This is a genomic window from Gammaproteobacteria bacterium, from assembly GCA_019911805.1.
Taxonomy (GTDB): domain Bacteria; phylum Pseudomonadota; class Gammaproteobacteria; order Thiohalobacterales; family Thiohalobacteraceae; genus JAHJQQ01.
On sequence record JAIOJV010000085.1, the window covers coordinates 1 to 17,082 of the forward strand.

Consider the following 17,082-nt stretch of genomic DNA (forward strand, 5'->3'; position numbering starts at 1 on the left):
GTTATGCGCGGCGCTTCCCCGAGAACACCCTGCTGGCCTTGCGTGAGGCCGTGGCGGCCGGCGCGCGCTACCTGGAGTTCGATGTGCAGCTGAGCGCCGACCAGGTCCCCGTACTGCTGCATGATGCGGATCTCACCCGTACCGGTGATGCCCCGGGCTGTGTGTTCGATCTGTCGGCGGTCGCGCTGGGCCGGCGCGCGGTGGGCGAGCCGGCGCGCTTCGGCGCCCGTTTCGGCAACGAGCGGGTCCCGACGCTCGCAGCGGTGGCCACCTGGCTGGCGAGCGTGCCGACGGTGACCGCCTTCGTCGAGGTCAAGGACGAGAGCCTGCGGCGCTTCGGCATCGAGGCGGTGCATGCGGCCGTCTGGCAGGCGCTGGAGCCGGCGCGCACCCAGGTCGTGTTGATCGCCTACGACGACGCCTTGCTATTTGCCGCGCGCCTGGCGGCGCCGGTGCGCATCGGCTGGATCCTCGCCGCCTGGGACGCGGCGCATGAGCGCCGTGCACGGGCCCTGGCACCTGATTTTCTGTTCATCGACCAGGCGCTGCTGCCGGCAACGGCGTTGTGGACGGGCCCCTGGGAGTGGGTGGCCTACGAGGCGGAGGACGCCGAGCAGGCCATCGCGCTCGGCCGGCGCGGCATCGGCCTGGTCGAGACCATGGCCATCGGCGAACTGCTGGCCGATACGCGCCTGGCTGGCGCCGGGCGTGCCTGAGCCCGCCTCCTGGGGTTTCTGGGATGCAGCGGCCCCCCCCCCTCCCGGGACGCTTGCGGGATGGGCCGCGGCCGCACTGCGCCACGCGGGCTCAGGTCCGCCGGTCGAAGGCCAGCGCCGCCGAATTGATGCAATAGCGCAGCCCTGTCGGCTCGGGGCCATCCGGAAACACATGGCCCAGGTGGGCGTCGCAACGCCCGCAGCGCACCTCGGTGCGGGTCATCCCATGGCTGGTGTCGCGCGCCTCGTCGATAGCGGCGTCGGCTACGGGGCGATAGAAGCTCGGCCAGCCGCAGCCGGAATCGAATTTGTGTGTGGCGGTGAACAAAGGCGCGCCGCAGCAGACGCAGCGGTAGTCCCCGTCGGCCTGCAGATCGTGATACTCGCCTGTGAACGGCCGTTCCGTACCGGCGCAGCGAGTGACCTGGTATTGCTCGGGCGTCAGTTGCGCGCGCCACTCGGCATCCGATTTCCTGATCTTGTCGCTCATGTGGCCCCTCGCGTGCTGGCGGATGGCGGCTCACCGTCCGGATGTCACCGGGTGTCCCGGGATATTTAGGACTCCCCGGAATTCTCCGGGTGGCCAAACCGCGCTGCACGACCAGTATGCGCTGCCGGGGGAGGGGCGCCAAACCTGTGGCCGGTGTGCCTTTTCCGCTTGCGTTCGCGGCCGCACGCTCGCTAACCTGCCGCCATGTCCGATACCCCGCAGCTCCCGCCGATCCCCGACCACGCCCTGGAGTGGCGCGCCGTGCGCTCGCCCGGTCCCGGTGGGCAGAATGTCAACAAGGTCGCGACGGCCATACAACTGCGGGTGCATCTGGGTAAGACCGGCCTGGCGCCGGCGGTGCGGTCGCGGCTGGAACGACTGGCCGGCCGGCGGGTGACGGGTGAAGGCGTGCTCCTCATCGAGGCCAATCGCTTTCGCAGCCAGGAGCGCAACCGCGCCGATGCCTGGGCGCGCTTCGAGGCACTGCTGGCCAAGGCCCTGGTCCGGCCCAAGCGGCGCGTCGCGACCCGCATCCCGGCCGGTGAACGCCGGCAGCGCATGGACGAGAAACGCCGCCGCGGCACCACCAAGCGCCTGCGCGGCCCGGCGCCGGAGGACTGAATCAAAATGGGTCAGACCCGACGGAAGGTAAAACCCATCGTGGCCCGACACACGTAGGAGCGGCATTCCTGCCGCGATTCCAACGGGTCGCCCGCCCAATCTGATCGCGCCAGGAATGGCGCTCCTACATCCCGATACGCATGGGTTTCGCGTCACGCCATTTGAACATGGAGGTACGTCATGGCCCGGGGTACGCATTTCTTTCATCAAAGTGGCATCAAAGTGTGTCAAAGTGTGGGGGCATCAAAGTGGGTGTCCCTTTCTTTTCCCTTTCTTTCATCAATTTTCTTCGCTTGCTGCTCGCGAAGCCGATCCCAGGGCGGCCAGATCCCCGTTCTGGATTGACATTACCTGTTTCGCCCCCATAATATGACTATCGACACATGACTATAGGCATTCACGCATGAGTCAGGAGCAGGTCTCCAAATCCGAATTCAAGGCCAAGGCATTGGAGTTCTTCCGCCAGGTCGAGTCCAGCGGCAAGCCTCTGATCGTGACCGACCACGGTAAGCCGTCGATTGAGGTGCGGCCATACCGGTCAGCGGATCGCTCACCCTTGGACACCCTGCGGGGTTCGGTCACTGAGTACGCCGACCCGCTGGAGCCGGTGGGGCTGGGTGATTGGGAGGCCCTGGGGTGATCGTCCTCGATACCCACGCCCTGATCTGGTGGGTCAACGGAGACAAGCAGCTATCGACGCCCGCCCTGAAGGCGATCGAGCGTGAGCTGGGGGCAGGCGGGACCGTGCTGGTCTCCGCGATCTCCACCTGGGAGATCGCAATGCTCATCGACAAGGGGCGGCTGGTATTGACGATGGATCTCGACCAATGGCTGTACACCGTCGCCGCCATCGAAGGCCTTCGGTTTGCCCCTGTGGATACTGATATAGCTATTGGGTCAGTACGGCTTCCCGGCGACTTCCACGCCGACCCGGCCGACCGGATGATCACCGCCCTGGCGCGACACTATTCCGCGCCGCTTGTGACCGCAGACCAGCGGATTCGGGCGTATAGACACGTTAGAACGATATGGTAGGACAACCCGTGCTGAACGATTCTCAGCACCACAACATCTGCCGCCGCCGGGCGCGTGGGCTGGCAAACAAAGTGGGGCCAAAGTGGGGGCAAACAAAGTGGGGCCAAAGTGGGTGTCCCTTTGTTTCTTCCCTTTGTTTCTCTTTCTTTGTCAGCGGTTTGATCAGAATCGGGCTACGCCGTCTGGCGCCCGAATGCCCCACGTGCCGCCTGGATGCCGCGCAGATACTTCACCTGGCGCTGCACACATAGCTCGGTCAGCTGTCCGGGTGCCCCGATCGCGCTGCCGAAGCGGCTCATCAGTTCTGTGGCGCAGTCGATGAACTGCCCGGGATCGATCGCGAGGCGTTGCAGCAGCTTCGGCACGTCTTCCGTAATCGACCCACGCTTGTCCGGACGCAGGCAGCGACCGGTAGTCTCGACCAGATCGAGATAATCCTCGAAAGAAAATGGAATGGCGGCACCCTGGCGGGCGGTGGCATCGAAGGGCATCAAGGGCTGCCGAGGCAACTGCGCCAGATCTGCCTTATAGGGCACGGCAGGAAGTGGCGCGGTACTCGCTTCGGGGGCCGCCTCGTTAGCCATGCTGCGGGCGGGCTTGGATGACTTTCTACCCTCGGCCCCGGGCACGAGTGCCGCCATGCGCTCCGCCACCGAGGTATATTCAGAGGCCTCCGGCGTGGCGGCCATGTTGGCGCGGATCGGGTTCAAGTCCACATAGGCCATGGCGGTCAGAATGGCCTGCTCATCGAGCAGTGCCTGACTCTTGAAGCGCCCCTCCCAGAAACGGCCGGTTACCTGATCTTCGGCGTTGGCCCGACGGGCGATGGTTTCGTTCAATACACGCATGAACCACGACAAGTCACCCAGACGGGTGCGATAGGTTGCGGTCCACTCATCGATAGTGGCCAGGACCGCCGCATCCAACCCCTCGTCCTGCCCGGCCAGCAGATGCCGCACCAAGGGCGGGCCATCGTACAACTGCGTCCAGCGCCGCAACACCTCTTCGCGGCTCCAACCCTGCGCCCGCTCGGCATCGATACGCAGCACGAGATGATAGTGGTTGCTCATCACCGCATAGGCTGCGACATCGACGGCAAATACCCCGGCCAACTGTTTGACGCGCTCGACAATCCAGTCCCGGCGATGTGCGTAGCTCACCCCTGTATGAGCGTCTTCGCCACATAAATAGGCGCGCCGCACACAGCGGCAGACGACGTGGTACCACGGGGTATCGGTGAGGGAGACGAGGGTGGAGCGGGGCTTGGTCATGGCGCAACTCTAGTAGGGGGTAGGGGATGCGTCAAACGAAGTGGGCGAACAAAGTGGGTGTCCTGTTATTTCCTCCCTTGGCGGCAACCAGCTGACTTTGTTGTAAAAACGTGTCGGACACTAGTGTTGCCGCCCAAATAATGAGACCGCCTTGCGGCGGTCTCAACTTGGTTTGGGGTTAAATAGATCTGTCCCCTTTCCTTCTTTGGCATACGTTCAGTATTTCAACTATCGGTATCGCCGTACCGGCACGCTGTGGGAAGGCCGTTTCCGGGCGTCGGTCATCGATGCGGACCGCTATCTGCTGACCTGCTATCGCTATATCGAGTCGAACCCGGTGCGGGCGCGCATGGTGGAGTGGGCGGGCGCGTATGGCTGGTCGAGTTATGCCTGTAACGCGCACCATCGCGTCGACCAGTTGGTGACACCACACCCCCTCTATCAGAATCTCGGCAACACCGTCGACGGTCGATGTGCCGCCTACCGCGGGCTGTTCACGGATTCCATATCACCGGAAACGTTGACGGAGATTCGCGAGTCGACCAACAAGGCGTGGGCGTTGGGAAATGAGCGGTTTCGTGAACGGATCGAAATGATGCTGGAACGCCAGAGCGCACCCAGGCAGCGGGGCGGAGATCGACGATCGGCCCGATTCCGCAGCGGGGGCGGGATCAATCGAGTCTGACCCCATTGGTCTACCCCATTGGTCTCAAAAAAAAGACCGCCTTGCGGCGGTCTCTTGAGTGGCTAGCTCATACGTTACTTAGGCGCGGCAATTCGCCGGAACGTACTTATTCTTGGTTGCAGCATCCACTTCACACGCCCAAGTAACCGAGCCATCTGTCACGGTAGGGGTCAGTGTGATCGTTGAGCCGTTGAAGCTCGGCGAACCGCCTAACGTAGCATTGTAAAGGATAGTAATCACACCGTTCGCTACAGTCACTGAAGTGACTGCATTACCACTTATAGTGGTGGCAACCGGCAAACCGGCTGCAGCATTATCGGCTGGCATCGTGCCTAGCGATGCATTTGTTTCAGTTACTGCGACTTTGGCAGCAGCTGCTAGGCTGAGACCTTCCGAGACCTTCGAACGAATCGTGTAATCCTGATACGCCGGCAACGCAATCGCCGCCAAAATACCGATGATCGCGACGACGATCATCAGTTCGATAAGGGTGAAACCCTGTTGCATCTTCTTCATGGTGTGTCTCCTGTGATGGACGGTGATCTTTCGATCGGATGTGTGCCCAGGTGGCGGGGTGATGGAGGCCGCCGCCTGGATGGACCGATCTTGCTGGTAGTGTTAGCAGGAGTCGTGCCAACCTGTCCCAACCCCGTTCCAGGGTCGTGACGGCCGCAGGCCCCCGTGCGCCGGACTGCGAGATTGGCGTTCAAGCGGCTGATTTCTTTATCGCTCTGTCATGAGAGTGTGATGCGATTCAAATCCCACCGGGGACGCGCGTCGCACACCGGCGGCCCGGGGTGACGTCCCGCGTCACCCCGGGCCGGGTCCAGTGGGGCGATAGGTGACGCGGGGCGTCAGTTGGGCAGGATAGGTGGAGCGCAGCGTAACCCACCGTACCCATGGCCACGGAAGCACACGGAATGACACGGAAGGTAGGTAGGTAGCGGGTTTTACATTCCGTGTCATTCCGTGTGCTTCCGTGGCCAAGAAGCAATGAAATATAGCCGGGGTTTTCACGACTGAGGTGTTGTTCGATAAAAGCAGATGCACGCGCGGCCTGTTGCGGCTCATCCTGCATCAGATAGCGGATCACTACATTGGTATCCAGGCCGATCATGGCGCCTCCCTGCGCTCTATGCGTTATTTTGTCGTGCGACGATAGCGATCGACCACCGCTTCGGCAACCGCTTTATCCATATCGTCGGTCGACGCGGACCGTGAGGCGGGGCCCAACGAGCCACGCAACTCCGTCACGTCACGTGTCGCAGCAAGCAGTTCGAAACGGCCATTCCCGACATCCACGAACTCGATCCGATCACCCGCCGCGAGTCGGAGCGCCTCGCGCACCGCCTTGGGGATGGTGACTTGTCCTTTCGATGTGAGGGTTGCAATGCTCATGGGTGCGAGCCTTACAATTTCATATCATTCTTACCGTAAACCTGCGGGGCCGATCCCGCAACGGCAAAACCCACCGAAAACGCAGGTCAGATTCAGCCGTGTAGCGGGATCGGCATTCAAGCGGCTGCCGATCGCGCCAGGAATGGCGTTCCTACGGGGCAGGGGTGGGTTTTGCCTTCCGTGTCGTTCCGTGTGTTTCCGTGGCCATAACGGGGCTTACTCCTCACGCCTCACTCCAACCCCAACCGCTTCAACCGATAGCGCAGCGCCCGGAAGGTGATGCCCAGCAGCTTCGCTGCGGCGGTCTTGTTGTGCCGCGTCTTCTCCAGCGCCTTGCGGATCGCCTCGCGTTCGACCTGGTCCATATAGGACTCCAGCGGCAACCCGTCCGGCGCCGCCAGCGGCGCTGCGGGCAGCACGCCACCGCTGGGATTCGGGGGATCGGGCGGGACGGACAGGGCGGAGGCCACGCCGGGCAGGTGCAGGTCGGCGGCGCCGAGGACGTCGCCCTCGCACAGGGTCAGGGCGCGCTCCAGGATGTTCTCGAGTTCGCGCACGTTGCCGGGGAAGCCGTAGCCGGTCAGGGCGGTCAGGGCGGCGTCGCTCAGACTGGCCCGACGGCCTTCCTGACGGGCCAGGCGCGCCAGGAGGTGCTGGGCGAGCCGGGCGATGTCGCTGCCGCCACGTTCGCGCAGCGGCGGGACCCGCAGCTCGATGACGTTCAGCCGGTAATAGAGGTCCTGGCGGAAGCCGCCCGCCGCCACCAGCTCGGCGAGGTCCTTGTGCGTCGCCGAGAGGATGCGCACGTCCACGCTGACCTCGTGCGGCGCGCCGACGGGCCGTACCGCCTTTTCCTGGATGGCGCGCAGCAGCTTCACCTGCATGTGCAGCGGCAGCTCGGCGATCTCGTCGAGGAACAGCGTGCCGCCGTCGGCCGCCTGGAACAGCCCGTCCTTGTCGGCGCTGGCGCCGGTGAAGCTGCCCCGCTTGTGGCCGAAGAACTCGCTCTCCATCAGGTCGGCGGGGATGGCGCCGCAGTTGACGGCGATGAAGGGCCGACCGAGGCGCGGACCCTTCTCATGGATCAGCCGCGCCACCAGCTCCTTGCCGGTGCCGGACTCGCCGCTGATATACACGGGCGCCTGGCTGCGCGCCAGCTTGGCGATGGTGGAGCGGATCGCCTGCATGGCCGGCGCGTCGCCGATGAGGTCGTCGCGGGAGCGCCGGTCGCGCTCCGGGAAGGTCTTGGTGTCCGACAGCCGCAGCGCGGTGTTGACCAGGTTGCGCAGCACGGTCAGATCCACCGGCTTGGAGACGAAGTCAAAGGCACCGGCCTTGAGGGCCTGAACGGCGGCCTCCATGCTGCCGTGGGCGGTGATCACGGCGACCGGCAGATCGGGGCGCTGCTGCGCGATATGTTCCACCAGGGCGATGCCGTTGCCGTCGGGCAGGCGCATGTCGGTCAGGCACAGGTCGAAGTAGTGCTGGGACAGCTGCAGCCGTGCCTCGGCCAGGTCGCCGGCGGCGTGGGTCTCGATGTCCATGCGGCCGAGGGTGATCTCGAGGAGCTCGCGGATATCGGGCTCGTCGTCGACGACCAGTGCCTTGTGGGGTGTCGTTGGGGTTGCCATGGTGCAGGTCTTAGCGGCCGTGGCGCGTGAAGGTGATGCGGAAGCGGCTGCCCCCCCGGCTATTCCCCCGGCTATCCCCACGGTTGTCCAGGTCGTCCCGACGTGCGTAGCTCAGGCGCGCGTCGTTCAGTTCGCACAGCTCACGGGACAGGTACAGGCCCAGGCCGGTCCCGGACGCGGCGGTAGTGAAGAATGGCTCGAACATCTGGTTTTCCACCTCCTCGGGGATGCCCGATCCCTCGTCGAGCACCTCCAGGCAGGGCAGCTGCGCCTCGGTCAGGCCGATGCGCAGTGCCAGTCTGCCACCGCCGTGTTCGATGGCGTTGTGCGCCAGATTCCACACCACCTGGTGGAGCTGGCCCGGGTCGAAGTGCACGCGGATCCCGTTGTGGTCGCAGCGGATGTCGACCTCATCGGCTGGCAGGCCGCCGCAGCGCACGAGTTCGTCGACGAATTCGTGCGCCCAGTCCTCCAACTCGATATCGCGCGGGTTGGACTGGCCGCGGCGCGACAGCTGCAGGACGTTTTCGATGATGGCGTTCACGCGCTGGCTGTGGGTGGCGATGATGTCGGTGAGCCGCCGTTCGCCGGCATCCAGGTGCGGTGATTCCGCCAGCAGCTGGCCGGCGTGGCTGAGGGCGCCGAGCGGGTTGCGGATCTCGTGGGCGATGCTGGCGGTGAGGCGGCCAAGCGCCGCCAGTTTCATCTGCTGGGCCTGCTGTGCCAGCGCCGCCGTGTCCTCCAGGAAGATGAGCGTCGCCGAGTCCCGCGAGCGGCCCAGCGCCGTGAAGCGCGGCTGCAGGCTGGCCTGGCCCGCGGGTGGCAGCAGCGCCTCCGGCAGGTAGCCGGGTTCGGCCCGCCAGCGGCGCAGCTGGCGGGCGAGCTGCGGACAGATCTGTTCGAGATATTCCCCGGCCCGCGCGTGCGGCGACGGCAGCATGAGGCCGGCGGTGTCGTTCACCAGGTGCACGCGTTCCTGCTCGTCCACCACCAGTACACCCGACTGCAGGCGTTGCACGACGTGTTCGTTCAGGCGGGCGAGGTTGGCGAGATCGACGCCGCGGCGCATGGCCAGCGCCTCGCTCTCGCGGATGCGCAGGGCGAGTACGTGAGCAATGATGGCGGTGGTGAACAAGGCGGCGCCGAGCAGGCCGGCGCGGGTCAGGTCGGTGCCGGAGACGTCGTTTTCCTGGAGCATCGCCAGACCGATCTCACCGAGGAGGGCCAGGGTCGCGACGGCGGCGAAGAAGTAGGCCAGCCGCCCCGGCAGCAGCAGCGAGCCGGCGGCCACCGCCAGGATCAGCAGGATGCCGAGACTGCTCTCCAGACCGCCGCTGGCGTGCATGAGCAGCACGATAGCGAGGATGTCCACGAGCACCTGGATAGTGACCTGCAGACCATACGCCGGCCGCCGCAGCCGGGCAGTGAAGCCGGCCAGCAGCGCGAAGCCGAAATAGCCGAGGATGACGGTGCCGTAGAGCCAGGGATGCTGGCCGTCCAGGGTCTTGCCGGCCGGCAGGAAGAAGAACAGCGCCGCCAGCAGCCCGGCCAGGGTGAGGCGGTAGAGCGTCAGAAAGTGCAGCGGCTTCCAGGTCTGGGAGTCCTGGCGCTGACTGTCGGCCGGGCGGGAGAAGGGGTTGCGCGCGGAGAGTTCCATGAAGGATTGGGTTAGAACCGCAGGCGGCATCGCGGCCAGGACCGTGGTTGGCGGCGTAGCCTACCCATTGTGGCCAGCCCGCCGATGGGCCTCCGAACAATAGAAGTCGTCGCCGTCACGCAGCGCGTCCGGCTGGGGCAGATACAGCCCGCACTGCCGGCAGGCCACCATATGCCCTTGATCGCGGGGCTTGGCACGGGCCAGGGCACGTCGCTTGTCGCGCCAGCGCCGCCAGCTGCGATACAGCAACGCCACCAGAATCGCCAACAGAATCAGTCGCAGCAGCCCCATCCGGGTAGTTTCCCGTTTAACCACGGGTGGCGCAAGCGAGGCGCCTTTGCCTGGCGCGGGGGTTTGATTCAGAATACGCGGCGGGGGTGAGGCGTGAAAAGATATTGGCCACGGAAGCACACGGAAGCACACGGAACAACACGGAAAAATCGATTACCGAAAAAAACCAGGGTACCCTTGAAGGGTGGCAGTGACTGGGCAAGTCAGCCCCACGATGCCAACGGCGCTTCCGGTGGGCATCATGCCGACGGCAACGCCCACGCGGGGTTTACAATAGTTCTTTTCCGTGTTTTTCCGTGTGCTTCCGTGGCCATAACGGGGTTTACGCCTCACTCCTCACACCTAACGCCTAACTCCTGACTAACAACAACATGAACCTCCATGAATACCAGGCCAAGCGCCTCCTGAGCGAGTATGAGATCCCGGTGCCGCGCGGGGTCGTGGCGCGCACGCCCCGCGAGGCGGCGGATGCGGCCCGTGCGCTCGGCGGCGAGCGCTGGCTCCTGAAGGCCCAGGTCCACGCCGGCGGGCGCGGGCAGGCCGGTGGCATCCAGCGCGTCGATGATCTTGCGGCCGTCGAGCAGCAGGCCGGTCGGCTGCTGGGTACGCGGCTGGTCACGGGGCAGAGCGCCGCCGCCGGGCTGCCCATCGAGGCACTGCTGGTCGAGGAGCCGCTGGCCGTCGCCCGCGAGCTGTATCTGGGCGCGCTGGTCGACCGGGTGCGCCGCCGTGTCGTGGTCATGGCAGCGGCTGCGGGCGGCATGGACATCGAGGCGGTCGCCGCGCGCGATCCCGGTGCGATCCTCACCGAATACGCCGATCCGGCCGCCGGTCTGCAGCCCTATCAGTGCCGCAAGCTGGCCTTCGGCCTGGGTCTGGCGGGCGAGCAGATCGGTCAGTTCACCCGCATCGTGCTCAAACTTGCCCAGCTGTTCCACGACAAGGACCTGAGCCTGGTCGAGATCAATCCGCTGGTGGTCACGGACGACGGCCGGCTGCTGGCGCTGGACGGCAAGATCAACCTCGACGACAACGCGCTCTTCCGCCAGAAGCTGCTCGCCGACTGGCGCGACCCTAATCAGGAGGAGATCAAGGAGCGGACCGCGCACGAGTATGGCCTGAACTATGTCACCCTCGACGGCAACATCGCCTGTATGGTCAACGGCGCGGGCCTGGCCATGGCGACCATGGACCTGATCAAGCTGCACGGCGGCGAGCCGGCGAACTTTCTGGATGTCGGCGGCGGCGCCACCGCGGACAAGGTCGCCGCGGCCTTCAAGCTGATCCTGTCGGATCGGAACGTACGCGCCATCCTGGTCAATATATTCGGCGGTATCGTGCGCTGCGACCTCATCGCCGAAGGCATCATCCAGGCCGTGCGCGAGGTGGACGTGCACCTGCCCGTGGTGGTTCGCCTGGAAGGCACCAACGTCGAACGCGGCCGCGAACTGCTGGCCACTTCCGGGCTGAGCATCATCGCCGCGGATGACCTCACCGACGCGGCACAAAAGGCGGTCGCGGCGGTGCGGGGTTAGCTGGTTTTTTTACCACGAAGGACACGAAGAAAACTTGATCAATGCAAAACCACGAATCTTTTCTCCCTCAGGAGAGGAGGCTTTTTTCGGCATTTGTTATGGGTTTGCCTTTGTGTCCTTAGTGTCCTTCGTGGTTAAAGTGTTTTAGAGCATCCGGATTTCTATTGCATGAGCATTCTCGTCGATAAGGACACCAGGGTCATCTGCCAGGGGTTCACCGGTAAGCAGGGGACGTTTCATTCCGAGCAGGCGATTGCCTACGGTACGAATCTCGTTGGCGGTGTGACGCCGGGCAAGGGCGGGCAGCGGCATCTGGATCGGCCGGTGTTCGACACCGTCGCCGGTGCCGTGCGTGAGACCGGTGCGGATGCAACGATGATCTATGTGCCGGCGGCCTTTGCGGCGGATGCGATCCTGGAGGCGGCCGATGCCGGCATCGGGGTGATCGTTTGCATCACCGAGGGCATCCCGGTGCTGGACATGCTCAAGGTACGTGCGGCACTGGCCGGCAGTGAGGTGCGTCTCATCGGCCCGAACTGTCCGGGTGTCATCACCCCTGGCGCCTGCAAGATCGGCATCATGCCCGGCGCGATCCATCTGCCCGGCCGGATCGGCATTGTGTCGCGCTCCGGCACACTCACCTATGAAGCGGTATTCCAGACCACCCATGCCGGGCTCGGTCAGACCACCTGCGTCGGCATCGGCGGCGATCCAATCCATGGTATGAGCTTTGTCGACTGCCTGGAGTTGTTTCAGGCCGACCCCGACACCCACGGTGTCATCCTGGTCGGCGAGATCGGTGGCAGTGCCGAGGAAGAGGCGGCCGCGTACATCCGTGCGCAGGTCACCAAGCCGGTGGTCGCCTACATCGCCGGTGTCACCGCGCCCAAGGGCAAGCGCATGGGCCACGCCGGCGCCATCATCAGCGGCGGCCAGGGCACCGCAACCGCCAAGATCGCCGCACTCGAAGCCGCCGGCGTCAGCGTGGTCCGCTCCCCCGCCGACATGGGCGCGCGCATGGCAGAGCGGCTTGGGTAGGATTTCGTGTTAACCACAAAGGACACTAAGGACACGAAGATAGAACGAGTTTATGGTGGTGCACGGATACTGCCTCGCCGATCCGCCGCCTGAGATGACGGTGCTGATCACTTAGGCGGGTCAGGTGCGAATTTCTTTGTGTCCTTAGTGTCCTTTGTGGTTAAACCGTTATATCCGCGGAAAACAGCGCGAATGCCCAACATGTCCAAGCGCCTTCGTATCGTCATGGCCCAGATCGATCTGCTGGTGGGGGACGTGCGCGGTAATACACAGCAGCTGATCGAGGCGGCGGCCCGTGCGCGTGACGAGTTGCACGCGCAGGCCATTCTTTTTCCCGAATTGGCATTGACCGGCTATCCGCCCGAGGACCTGCTGCTACGGCCCGGCCTGCAGCTGCATGTACTGGAGGCGCTGCAGCACATAAAACGTGAGGTGCGCGGTATCGATGTCGTCGTCGGCCATCCCCATGCCGGTGCCGGCGGTCTGTACAACGCCGCCTCGGTGATCCGCGATGGCCAGATCGTCGCCACGGCGCACAAGCAGCATCTGCCGAATTACAGCGTGTTCGACGAGAAACGCTATTTCGCCGCCGGCACCGAGTCGTGCGTGGTGGACATCGGCGGCGTGCCGTGCGGGCTCACCATCTGCGAGGACATCTGGAGCCCCGGACCGGTGCAGCAGGCCAGGGCCGCCGGTGCGCGCTGCATCCTGAACATCAATGCGTCGCCTTTCCATGCCGGCAAGGACGACGAACGCGAGGCGGTGGTGCGTGACCGGGTGCACGAGGTGGGGCTGCCGCTGGTCTATGTCAACCTGGTGGGCGGCCAGGACGAACTGGTTTTCGATGGCGGGTCGTTCGTCATGGATGCCGCGGGCGAGGTGACGCAGCGCGCACCGGCGTGCATCGCGGGTCTGTATCCCGTCGACCTGGCGATCAATGATGCCGTACAGCCGCTGCCGGGCGACTGCCAGCCGCGGCCCGACCCTGTGGCCGGCATCTATGATGTCCTGGTGCTGGGCGTGCGCGATTACATCCGCAAGAACGGCTTCAAGGGAGCGGTCATCGGCCTGTCGGGTGGCATCGATTCGGCGCTGACGCTGGCGATCGCCGTCGATGCCATCGGCGCCGAGCAGGTCGAGACGGTGATGATGCCGTCGCGCTACACGTCCGCCATGAGCATCGAGGACGCGCGCGCCCAGGCCCGCGCGCTCGGGGTGTCCTACCGGGTCATCCCCATCGAAGGTGCCTTCCGGGCCTTTCTCGATGCGCTCGAGGACGAGTTCGCGGGCCTGCCGCCGGATACCACCGAGGAGAACATCCAGGCGCGCGCACGCGGTGTGATCCTGATGGCGATCTCCAACAAGCTCGGCAGAATCCTGCTGACCACCGGCAACAAGAGCGAGGTGGCCGTCGGCTATGCGACGCTCTACGGTGACATGGCCGGCGGTTTCGCCCCGATCAAGGATTGCCCCAAGACGCTGGTCTACCGGCTGGCGGAATACCGCAACAGTCTGAGCGCGGTCGGGGACGAGGTCATCCCACGGCGGGTCATCGAGCGCGCACCCTCGGCCGAGCTGCGACCCGATCAGAAGGACGAGGATTCCCTGCCACCCTATCCGATTCTGGATGCGATTCTCGAGCGCTACGTCGAGCAGGATCGTTCCCCCGAGGAGATCGTCGCCGAGGGCTTCGCCGCCGACACGGTGCGGCGCGTGGTCTGGATGGTCGACCGCAACGAATACAAGCGCCGGCAGGCACCGCCCGGTGTGCGTATCACCCGCCGCGCCTTCGGGCGGGATCGCCGCTATCCCATCACATCGGGCTATCTGGCAACGCAGTTACCGGATGGGCCGAGGGGTTCAGACTGATCACCGGGGTCTGGTACTCATGGCACTTACTTGCACTACTTTTGGCCACGGAAACACACGGAACAACACGGAAAGAATTCACGATGTAAACCCAGGATTATCCCCCGTGGTCCGGTTTCTGGGTTTTGTGCAATGAGTCTTTTTTCCGTGTCATTCCGTGTGTTTCCGTGGCCAAAAATGGTGTAAGGGAGTTCTGAAAGGAAGTGTCATCGGGGTCTGCCCCATCGATCCCTAGTGCCGGCAGGGTGAATCCGTTATCGTACTGCCCCATTGCCGCCTGGCGAGCGAGGAGAGGGTTCCATGAAGAAGGTAGAGGCCATCATCAAGCCGTTCAAGCTGGACGATGTGCGCGAGGCACTGTCGGAAATCGGCATTGCCGGGATGACGGCCATCGAGGTCAAGGGCTTCGGTCGTCAGAAGGGCCACACCGAACTCTATCGCGGTGCCGAATACGTGGTGGATTTTCTGCCCAAGGTGAAGCTGGAGATCGTCGTTGGCGACGATCAGCTGGAGCGCTGCATCGAGGCGATCACCGGCGCCGCCCGTACCGGCAAGATCGGTGATGGCAAGATCTTCGTCAGCGACGTCGCCAAGGTCATCCGTATCCGTACCGGTGAACAGGACAATGAGGCGATCTGATGCCACCCTGCCCGGACCCGTTTTGCGCGGGGTGATTGCAAAGGGGGCGCTCCAACTGCAAGAACCCCCGATTGGCCACGGAAACACACGGAACAACACGGAAAAAGACTCATTGCACAAAACCCAGAAACCGGACCACGGGGAATAATCCTGGGTTTACAGATCGAATTCCTTCCGTGTGCTTCCGTGTGTTTCCGTGGCCAAGAAGGGCTCAAACAAGTGCGATTGAGTCTGGCCCATTGCCCCCGCGCAGGACGGGTCCGGGCAGGGCGTATCAAAGCTTCGCCGCGCGCTCCGGGTAGTTGAGCTGCAGTACACGCTGGGCGTCGGCGGCGAGGTCCTCCAGGCCGAGTTTGCGGTAGGCGCGCACGAGTGTCTCCAGCGCCTCCGGTACGGCGGGTGTGCCCTGGTAGCCCTCGATGACCTGGCTGGCGCGATTGGCGGCGGCCACGTAGGCACCGCGGCGCATGTAGAAGTCGGCGACGTGCATTTCGTACTGGGCGAGATTGCTGCGCAGGAACACCATGCGCTGGCTGGCGTCCTGGGCGTAGCGGCTGTCCGGGAACTGCTTCACCAACTCGCTGAAGTCGAGGAAGGCCTGGCGGGTTGCGCCAGCGTCGCGCTCGGTCGGGTCGCGTGGCAGGAAGCGGTCGATGAGGGTATCGCCGCGAGAGAAATTCACCAGGCCGCGCAGATAGTAGGCATAATCCGAATGCGGGTGCCGCGGGTAGGTCTTCAGGAAGCGGTCGACGGCGGCGATGGCCGATTCCGGCTCGTCGAACTTGTAGTAGGCATAGGCCGATTCCAGCAGGGCCTGCTGGGCGTAACGGCCGAAGGGATAGCGCGCCTCCAGTTTCTCGAACAGACCGATCGCCTTTTCCCAATCGGCGCCGTTCATCGCGTCCTTGGCGGCGGAGTAGAGTCGTTGGGCAGACCAGTCCTTGGTTTCGTCGATCTGCTTGGGCAGTAGCCCGCAGCCGCCGAGCAGACCGAACAGGACCAACATCATCGTAGCGAGACGCATGCAGTTGCCTTGTGATGCCATGACAGTCGTGTGTACTGCCGCCGGAGTTGGCGGGCGCGGGCAGTATACCCCAAACCACCGGTCCGGCCGATGAGTCGGCGGGTCGAATTGCAGGCCCGCGTTCCCGCGGATGCCGCCGGACAGCGCTTGGACCAGGTACTGGCCGGGTTGTTCCCGGACTATTCTCGCAGCCGCCTGCAGCAGTGGATCCGCGAGGGCGGGGTGCGGGTCGACGGCCAGACGTGCAAGCCCAAGGAGCGAATGGTCGGCGGCGAGCAGGTGACGGTCGCCGCCGAGCTGGAGGAAGACACGCGCTGTGAGCCGCAGGCCATCGCGCTGCGGATCGTCCACGCGGACGATGATCTGCTGGTCATCGACAAGCCGGCCGGTCTGGTGGTGCATCCGGCGGCCGGCAACCGGGATGGCACGCTGCAAAACGCGCTGCTGTATCACGATCCCTCGTTGGCCACCGTGCCGCGCGCCGGTATCGTGCATCGCCTCGACAAGGACACCAGCGGGCTGCTGGTGGTGGCACGCAACCTGATGGCGCACCAGTCGCTGGTCGCACAGCTGCAGGCGCACAGCGTCAGACGTGAATACCTCGCTATCGTCGGGGGGCTGCTGGTCGCCGGCGGTACGGTCGATGCCCCCATCGGCCGGCATGCCACCGACCGCAAGCGTATGGCCGTGACCCGTTTCGGCAAGCCAGCCGTCAGCCACTATCGCATCGAGGCGCGCTACCGTGCCCATACCCTGGTACGCGTGAATCTGGAGACCGGCCGCACCCACCAGATCCGCGTCCCCGCCCAGCACATCGGCCATCCGGTCGCCGGCGACGACAAGTACGGCGATGTCGAGGTCAACAAGCGCCTGCGCGAACAGGCCGGCCTCAAGCGCCTGTTCCTGCATGCCGCTTCGCTGGAATTCGCGCTGGACGGCGGCCGCGCGGACTACGTGCTCACCGCGCCGCTGGCACCGGAGCTGGTGGAGGTACTGGATCGGTTGGGGTAGACGGAGTCCATGCCACGGAGGTGCCCTTCGGGCGACTTCGCTGCGGTATCCCTGTGGTGGGCTCTGCCTGCTATCGGGGGAGTCCGGTCGGCCTTCCTTCGAGACGTTCTTTCTGGCGCATCGCCCAGGCCTCCCATTTGCCGAACGCGATTTTCACGAGGAAATCGAAGG

The 17,082-nt window shown here is 64.6% G+C and carries 18 protein-coding genes; 10 read left to right on the forward strand and 8 right to left on the reverse strand.

Going from position 1 to position 17,082, the window contains the following annotated elements; all coding sequences use genetic code 11:
- On the forward strand, positions 1-716 hold a 716-nt coding region (locus K8I04_10865; protein ID MBZ0072209.1), incomplete at its 5' end, for a glycerophosphodiester phosphodiesterase.
- A gap of 91 nt (positions 717-807) precedes the next feature.
- Here K8I04_10865 and msrB read toward each other — a convergent pair.
- The gene (gene msrB, locus K8I04_10870) at positions 808-1,206 is read right to left on the reverse strand and encodes a peptide-methionine (R)-S-oxide reductase MsrB (protein MBZ0072210.1); all 399 of its coding nucleotides are present in this window, start codon (positions 1,204-1,206) and stop codon (positions 808-810) included.
- A 204-nt stretch (positions 1,207-1,410) separates the two neighbouring features.
- On the opposite strand from msrB, the gene arfB reads away from it, so the two are divergent.
- From arfB to K8I04_10885, 3 genes are all read left to right on the forward strand, one after another.
- Positions 1,411-1,827 carry an aminoacyl-tRNA hydrolase gene (gene arfB / locus K8I04_10875; GenBank protein ID MBZ0072211.1) on the forward strand — a complete coding sequence of 139 codons (417 nt, stop codon included), beginning with the start codon at positions 1,411-1,413 and terminating at the stop codon, positions 1,825-1,827.
- 403 nt (positions 1,828-2,230) lie between these two features.
- On the forward strand, positions 2,231-2,467 hold the full coding sequence (locus K8I04_10880; GenBank protein MBZ0072212.1) for a type II toxin-antitoxin system Phd/YefM family antitoxin: 237 nt from the start codon (positions 2,231-2,233) through the stop codon (positions 2,465-2,467).
- A complete protein-coding gene (locus K8I04_10885; GenBank protein MBZ0072213.1) occupies positions 2,464-2,862 on the forward strand; it encodes a type II toxin-antitoxin system VapC family toxin in 399 nt (132 codons plus the stop codon). The genes K8I04_10880 and K8I04_10885 overlap by 4 nt, the downstream gene beginning before the upstream one ends.
- Positions 2,863-3,035: 173 nt before the next feature.
- Here the strand turns inward: K8I04_10885 and K8I04_10890 are convergent, their stop codons facing one another.
- Positions 3,036-4,133: a transposase gene (locus K8I04_10890; protein MBZ0072214.1), complete on the reverse strand. Its 1,098-nt coding sequence runs from the start codon at positions 4,131-4,133 to the stop codon at positions 3,036-3,038.
- 151 nt (positions 4,134-4,284) lie between these two features.
- On the opposite strand from K8I04_10890, the gene K8I04_10895 reads away from it, so the two are divergent.
- Entirely contained in the window at positions 4,285-4,818 is a 534-nt protein-coding gene (locus K8I04_10895) for a transposase (protein MBZ0072215.1), read from the forward strand.
- A gap of 78 nt (positions 4,819-4,896) precedes the next feature.
- Here the strand turns inward: K8I04_10895 and K8I04_10900 are convergent, their stop codons facing one another.
- From K8I04_10900 to K8I04_10920, 5 genes are all read right to left on the reverse strand, one after another.
- Positions 4,897-5,334: a pilin gene (locus K8I04_10900; protein MBZ0072216.1), complete on the reverse strand. Its 438-nt coding sequence runs from the start codon at positions 5,332-5,334 to the stop codon at positions 4,897-4,899.
- Between the two features lie 624 nt (positions 5,335-5,958).
- Positions 5,959-6,216 (reverse strand): AbrB/MazE/SpoVT family DNA-binding domain-containing protein, encoded by a 258-nt coding sequence (locus K8I04_10905; protein ID MBZ0072217.1) that lies wholly within the window; start codon positions 6,214-6,216, stop codon positions 5,959-5,961.
- A 230-nt stretch (positions 6,217-6,446) separates the two neighbouring features.
- Positions 6,447-7,847, reverse strand: a complete 1,401-nt coding sequence (locus K8I04_10910; GenBank protein ID MBZ0072218.1) for a sigma-54 dependent transcriptional regulator — start codon at positions 7,845-7,847, stop codon at positions 6,447-6,449.
- A 10-nt stretch (positions 7,848-7,857) separates the two neighbouring features.
- Positions 7,858-9,504: a hypothetical protein gene (locus tag K8I04_10915; GenBank protein MBZ0072219.1), complete on the reverse strand. Its 1,647-nt coding sequence runs from the start codon at positions 9,502-9,504 to the stop codon at positions 7,858-7,860.
- A 60-nt stretch (positions 9,505-9,564) separates the two neighbouring features.
- Positions 9,565-9,795 (reverse strand): hypothetical protein, encoded by a 231-nt coding sequence (locus tag K8I04_10920; protein ID MBZ0072220.1) that lies wholly within the window; start codon positions 9,793-9,795, stop codon positions 9,565-9,567.
- Between the two features lie 371 nt (positions 9,796-10,166).
- On the opposite strand from K8I04_10920, the gene sucC reads away from it, so the two are divergent.
- The 4 genes from sucC to K8I04_10940 all read left to right on the forward strand — a co-directional run bounded on the left by sucC (position 10,167) and on the right by K8I04_10940 (position 14,876).
- Positions 10,167-11,330 (forward strand): ADP-forming succinate--CoA ligase subunit beta, encoded by a 1,164-nt coding sequence (sucC, locus tag K8I04_10925; GenBank protein ID MBZ0072221.1) that lies wholly within the window; start codon positions 10,167-10,169, stop codon positions 11,328-11,330.
- Positions 11,331-11,498: 168 nt separating this feature from the next.
- Positions 11,499-12,368: a succinate--CoA ligase subunit alpha gene (sucD, locus tag K8I04_10930; protein MBZ0072222.1), complete on the forward strand. Its 870-nt coding sequence runs from the start codon at positions 11,499-11,501 to the stop codon at positions 12,366-12,368.
- Positions 12,369-12,569: 201 nt separating this feature from the next.
- Positions 12,570-14,237: an NAD+ synthase gene (locus K8I04_10935; GenBank protein MBZ0072223.1), complete on the forward strand. Its 1,668-nt coding sequence runs from the start codon at positions 12,570-12,572 to the stop codon at positions 14,235-14,237.
- 300 nt (positions 14,238-14,537) lie between these two features.
- Positions 14,538-14,876, forward strand: coding sequence for a P-II family nitrogen regulator (locus K8I04_10940; protein ID MBZ0072224.1), 339 nt, complete (start codon positions 14,538-14,540; stop codon positions 14,874-14,876).
- 274 nt (positions 14,877-15,150) lie between these two features.
- Here K8I04_10940 and K8I04_10945 read toward each other — a convergent pair whose 3' ends face one another.
- Positions 15,151-15,900: an outer membrane protein assembly factor BamD gene (locus K8I04_10945; protein ID MBZ0072225.1), complete on the reverse strand. Its 750-nt coding sequence runs from the start codon at positions 15,898-15,900 to the stop codon at positions 15,151-15,153.
- Between the two features lie 90 nt (positions 15,901-15,990).
- Here K8I04_10945 and rluD point away from each other — a divergent pair, with 90 nt between their 5' ends.
- The gene (gene rluD / locus K8I04_10950) at positions 15,991-16,911 is read left to right on the forward strand and encodes a 23S rRNA pseudouridine(1911/1915/1917) synthase RluD (GenBank protein MBZ0072226.1); all 921 of its coding nucleotides are present in this window, start codon (positions 15,991-15,993) and stop codon (positions 16,909-16,911) included.
- Positions 16,912-17,082: the final 171 nt, after the last annotated feature.

What these genes read in the sequence shown, in the direction of transcription:
- K8I04_10915 (MBZ0072219.1), bottom strand. Translation starts at nt 9,504, where the DNA reads ATGGAACTCTCCGCGCGCAACCCCTTCTCCCGCCCGGCCGACAGTCAG.
- K8I04_10945 (MBZ0072225.1), bottom strand. Translation starts at nt 15,900, where the DNA reads ATGCGTCTCGCTACGATGATGTTGGTCCTGTTCGGTCTGCTCGGCGGC.
- K8I04_10890 (MBZ0072214.1), bottom strand. Translation starts at nt 4,133, where the DNA reads ATGACCAAGCCCCGCTCCACCCTCGTCTCCCTCACCGATACCCCGTGG.
- rluD (MBZ0072226.1), top strand. Translation starts at nt 15,991, where the DNA reads ATGAGTCGGCGGGTCGAATTGCAGGCCCGCGTTCCCGCGGATGCCGCC.
- K8I04_10905 (MBZ0072217.1), bottom strand. Translation starts at nt 6,216, where the DNA reads ATGAGCATTGCAACCCTCACATCGAAAGGACAAGTCACCATCCCCAAG.
- sucC (MBZ0072221.1), top strand. Translation starts at nt 10,167, where the DNA reads ATGAACCTCCATGAATACCAGGCCAAGCGCCTCCTGAGCGAGTATGAG.
- K8I04_10900 (MBZ0072216.1), bottom strand. Translation starts at nt 5,334, where the DNA reads ATGAAGAAGATGCAACAGGGTTTCACCCTTATCGAACTGATGATCGTC.
- msrB (MBZ0072210.1), bottom strand. Translation starts at nt 1,206, where the DNA reads ATGAGCGACAAGATCAGGAAATCGGATGCCGAGTGGCGCGCGCAACTG.
- sucD (MBZ0072222.1), top strand. Translation starts at nt 11,499, where the DNA reads ATGAGCATTCTCGTCGATAAGGACACCAGGGTCATCTGCCAGGGGTTC.
- K8I04_10940 (MBZ0072224.1), top strand. Translation starts at nt 14,538, where the DNA reads ATGAAGAAGGTAGAGGCCATCATCAAGCCGTTCAAGCTGGACGATGTG.
- K8I04_10920 (MBZ0072220.1), bottom strand. Translation starts at nt 9,795, where the DNA reads ATGGGGCTGCTGCGACTGATTCTGTTGGCGATTCTGGTGGCGTTGCTG.
- K8I04_10880 (MBZ0072212.1), top strand. Translation starts at nt 2,231, where the DNA reads ATGAGTCAGGAGCAGGTCTCCAAATCCGAATTCAAGGCCAAGGCATTG.
- K8I04_10910 (MBZ0072218.1), bottom strand. Translation starts at nt 7,847, where the DNA reads ATGGCAACCCCAACGACACCCCACAAGGCACTGGTCGTCGACGACGAG.
- arfB (MBZ0072211.1), top strand. Translation starts at nt 1,411, where the DNA reads ATGTCCGATACCCCGCAGCTCCCGCCGATCCCCGACCACGCCCTGGAG.
- K8I04_10935 (MBZ0072223.1), top strand. Translation starts at nt 12,570, where the DNA reads ATGTCCAAGCGCCTTCGTATCGTCATGGCCCAGATCGATCTGCTGGTG.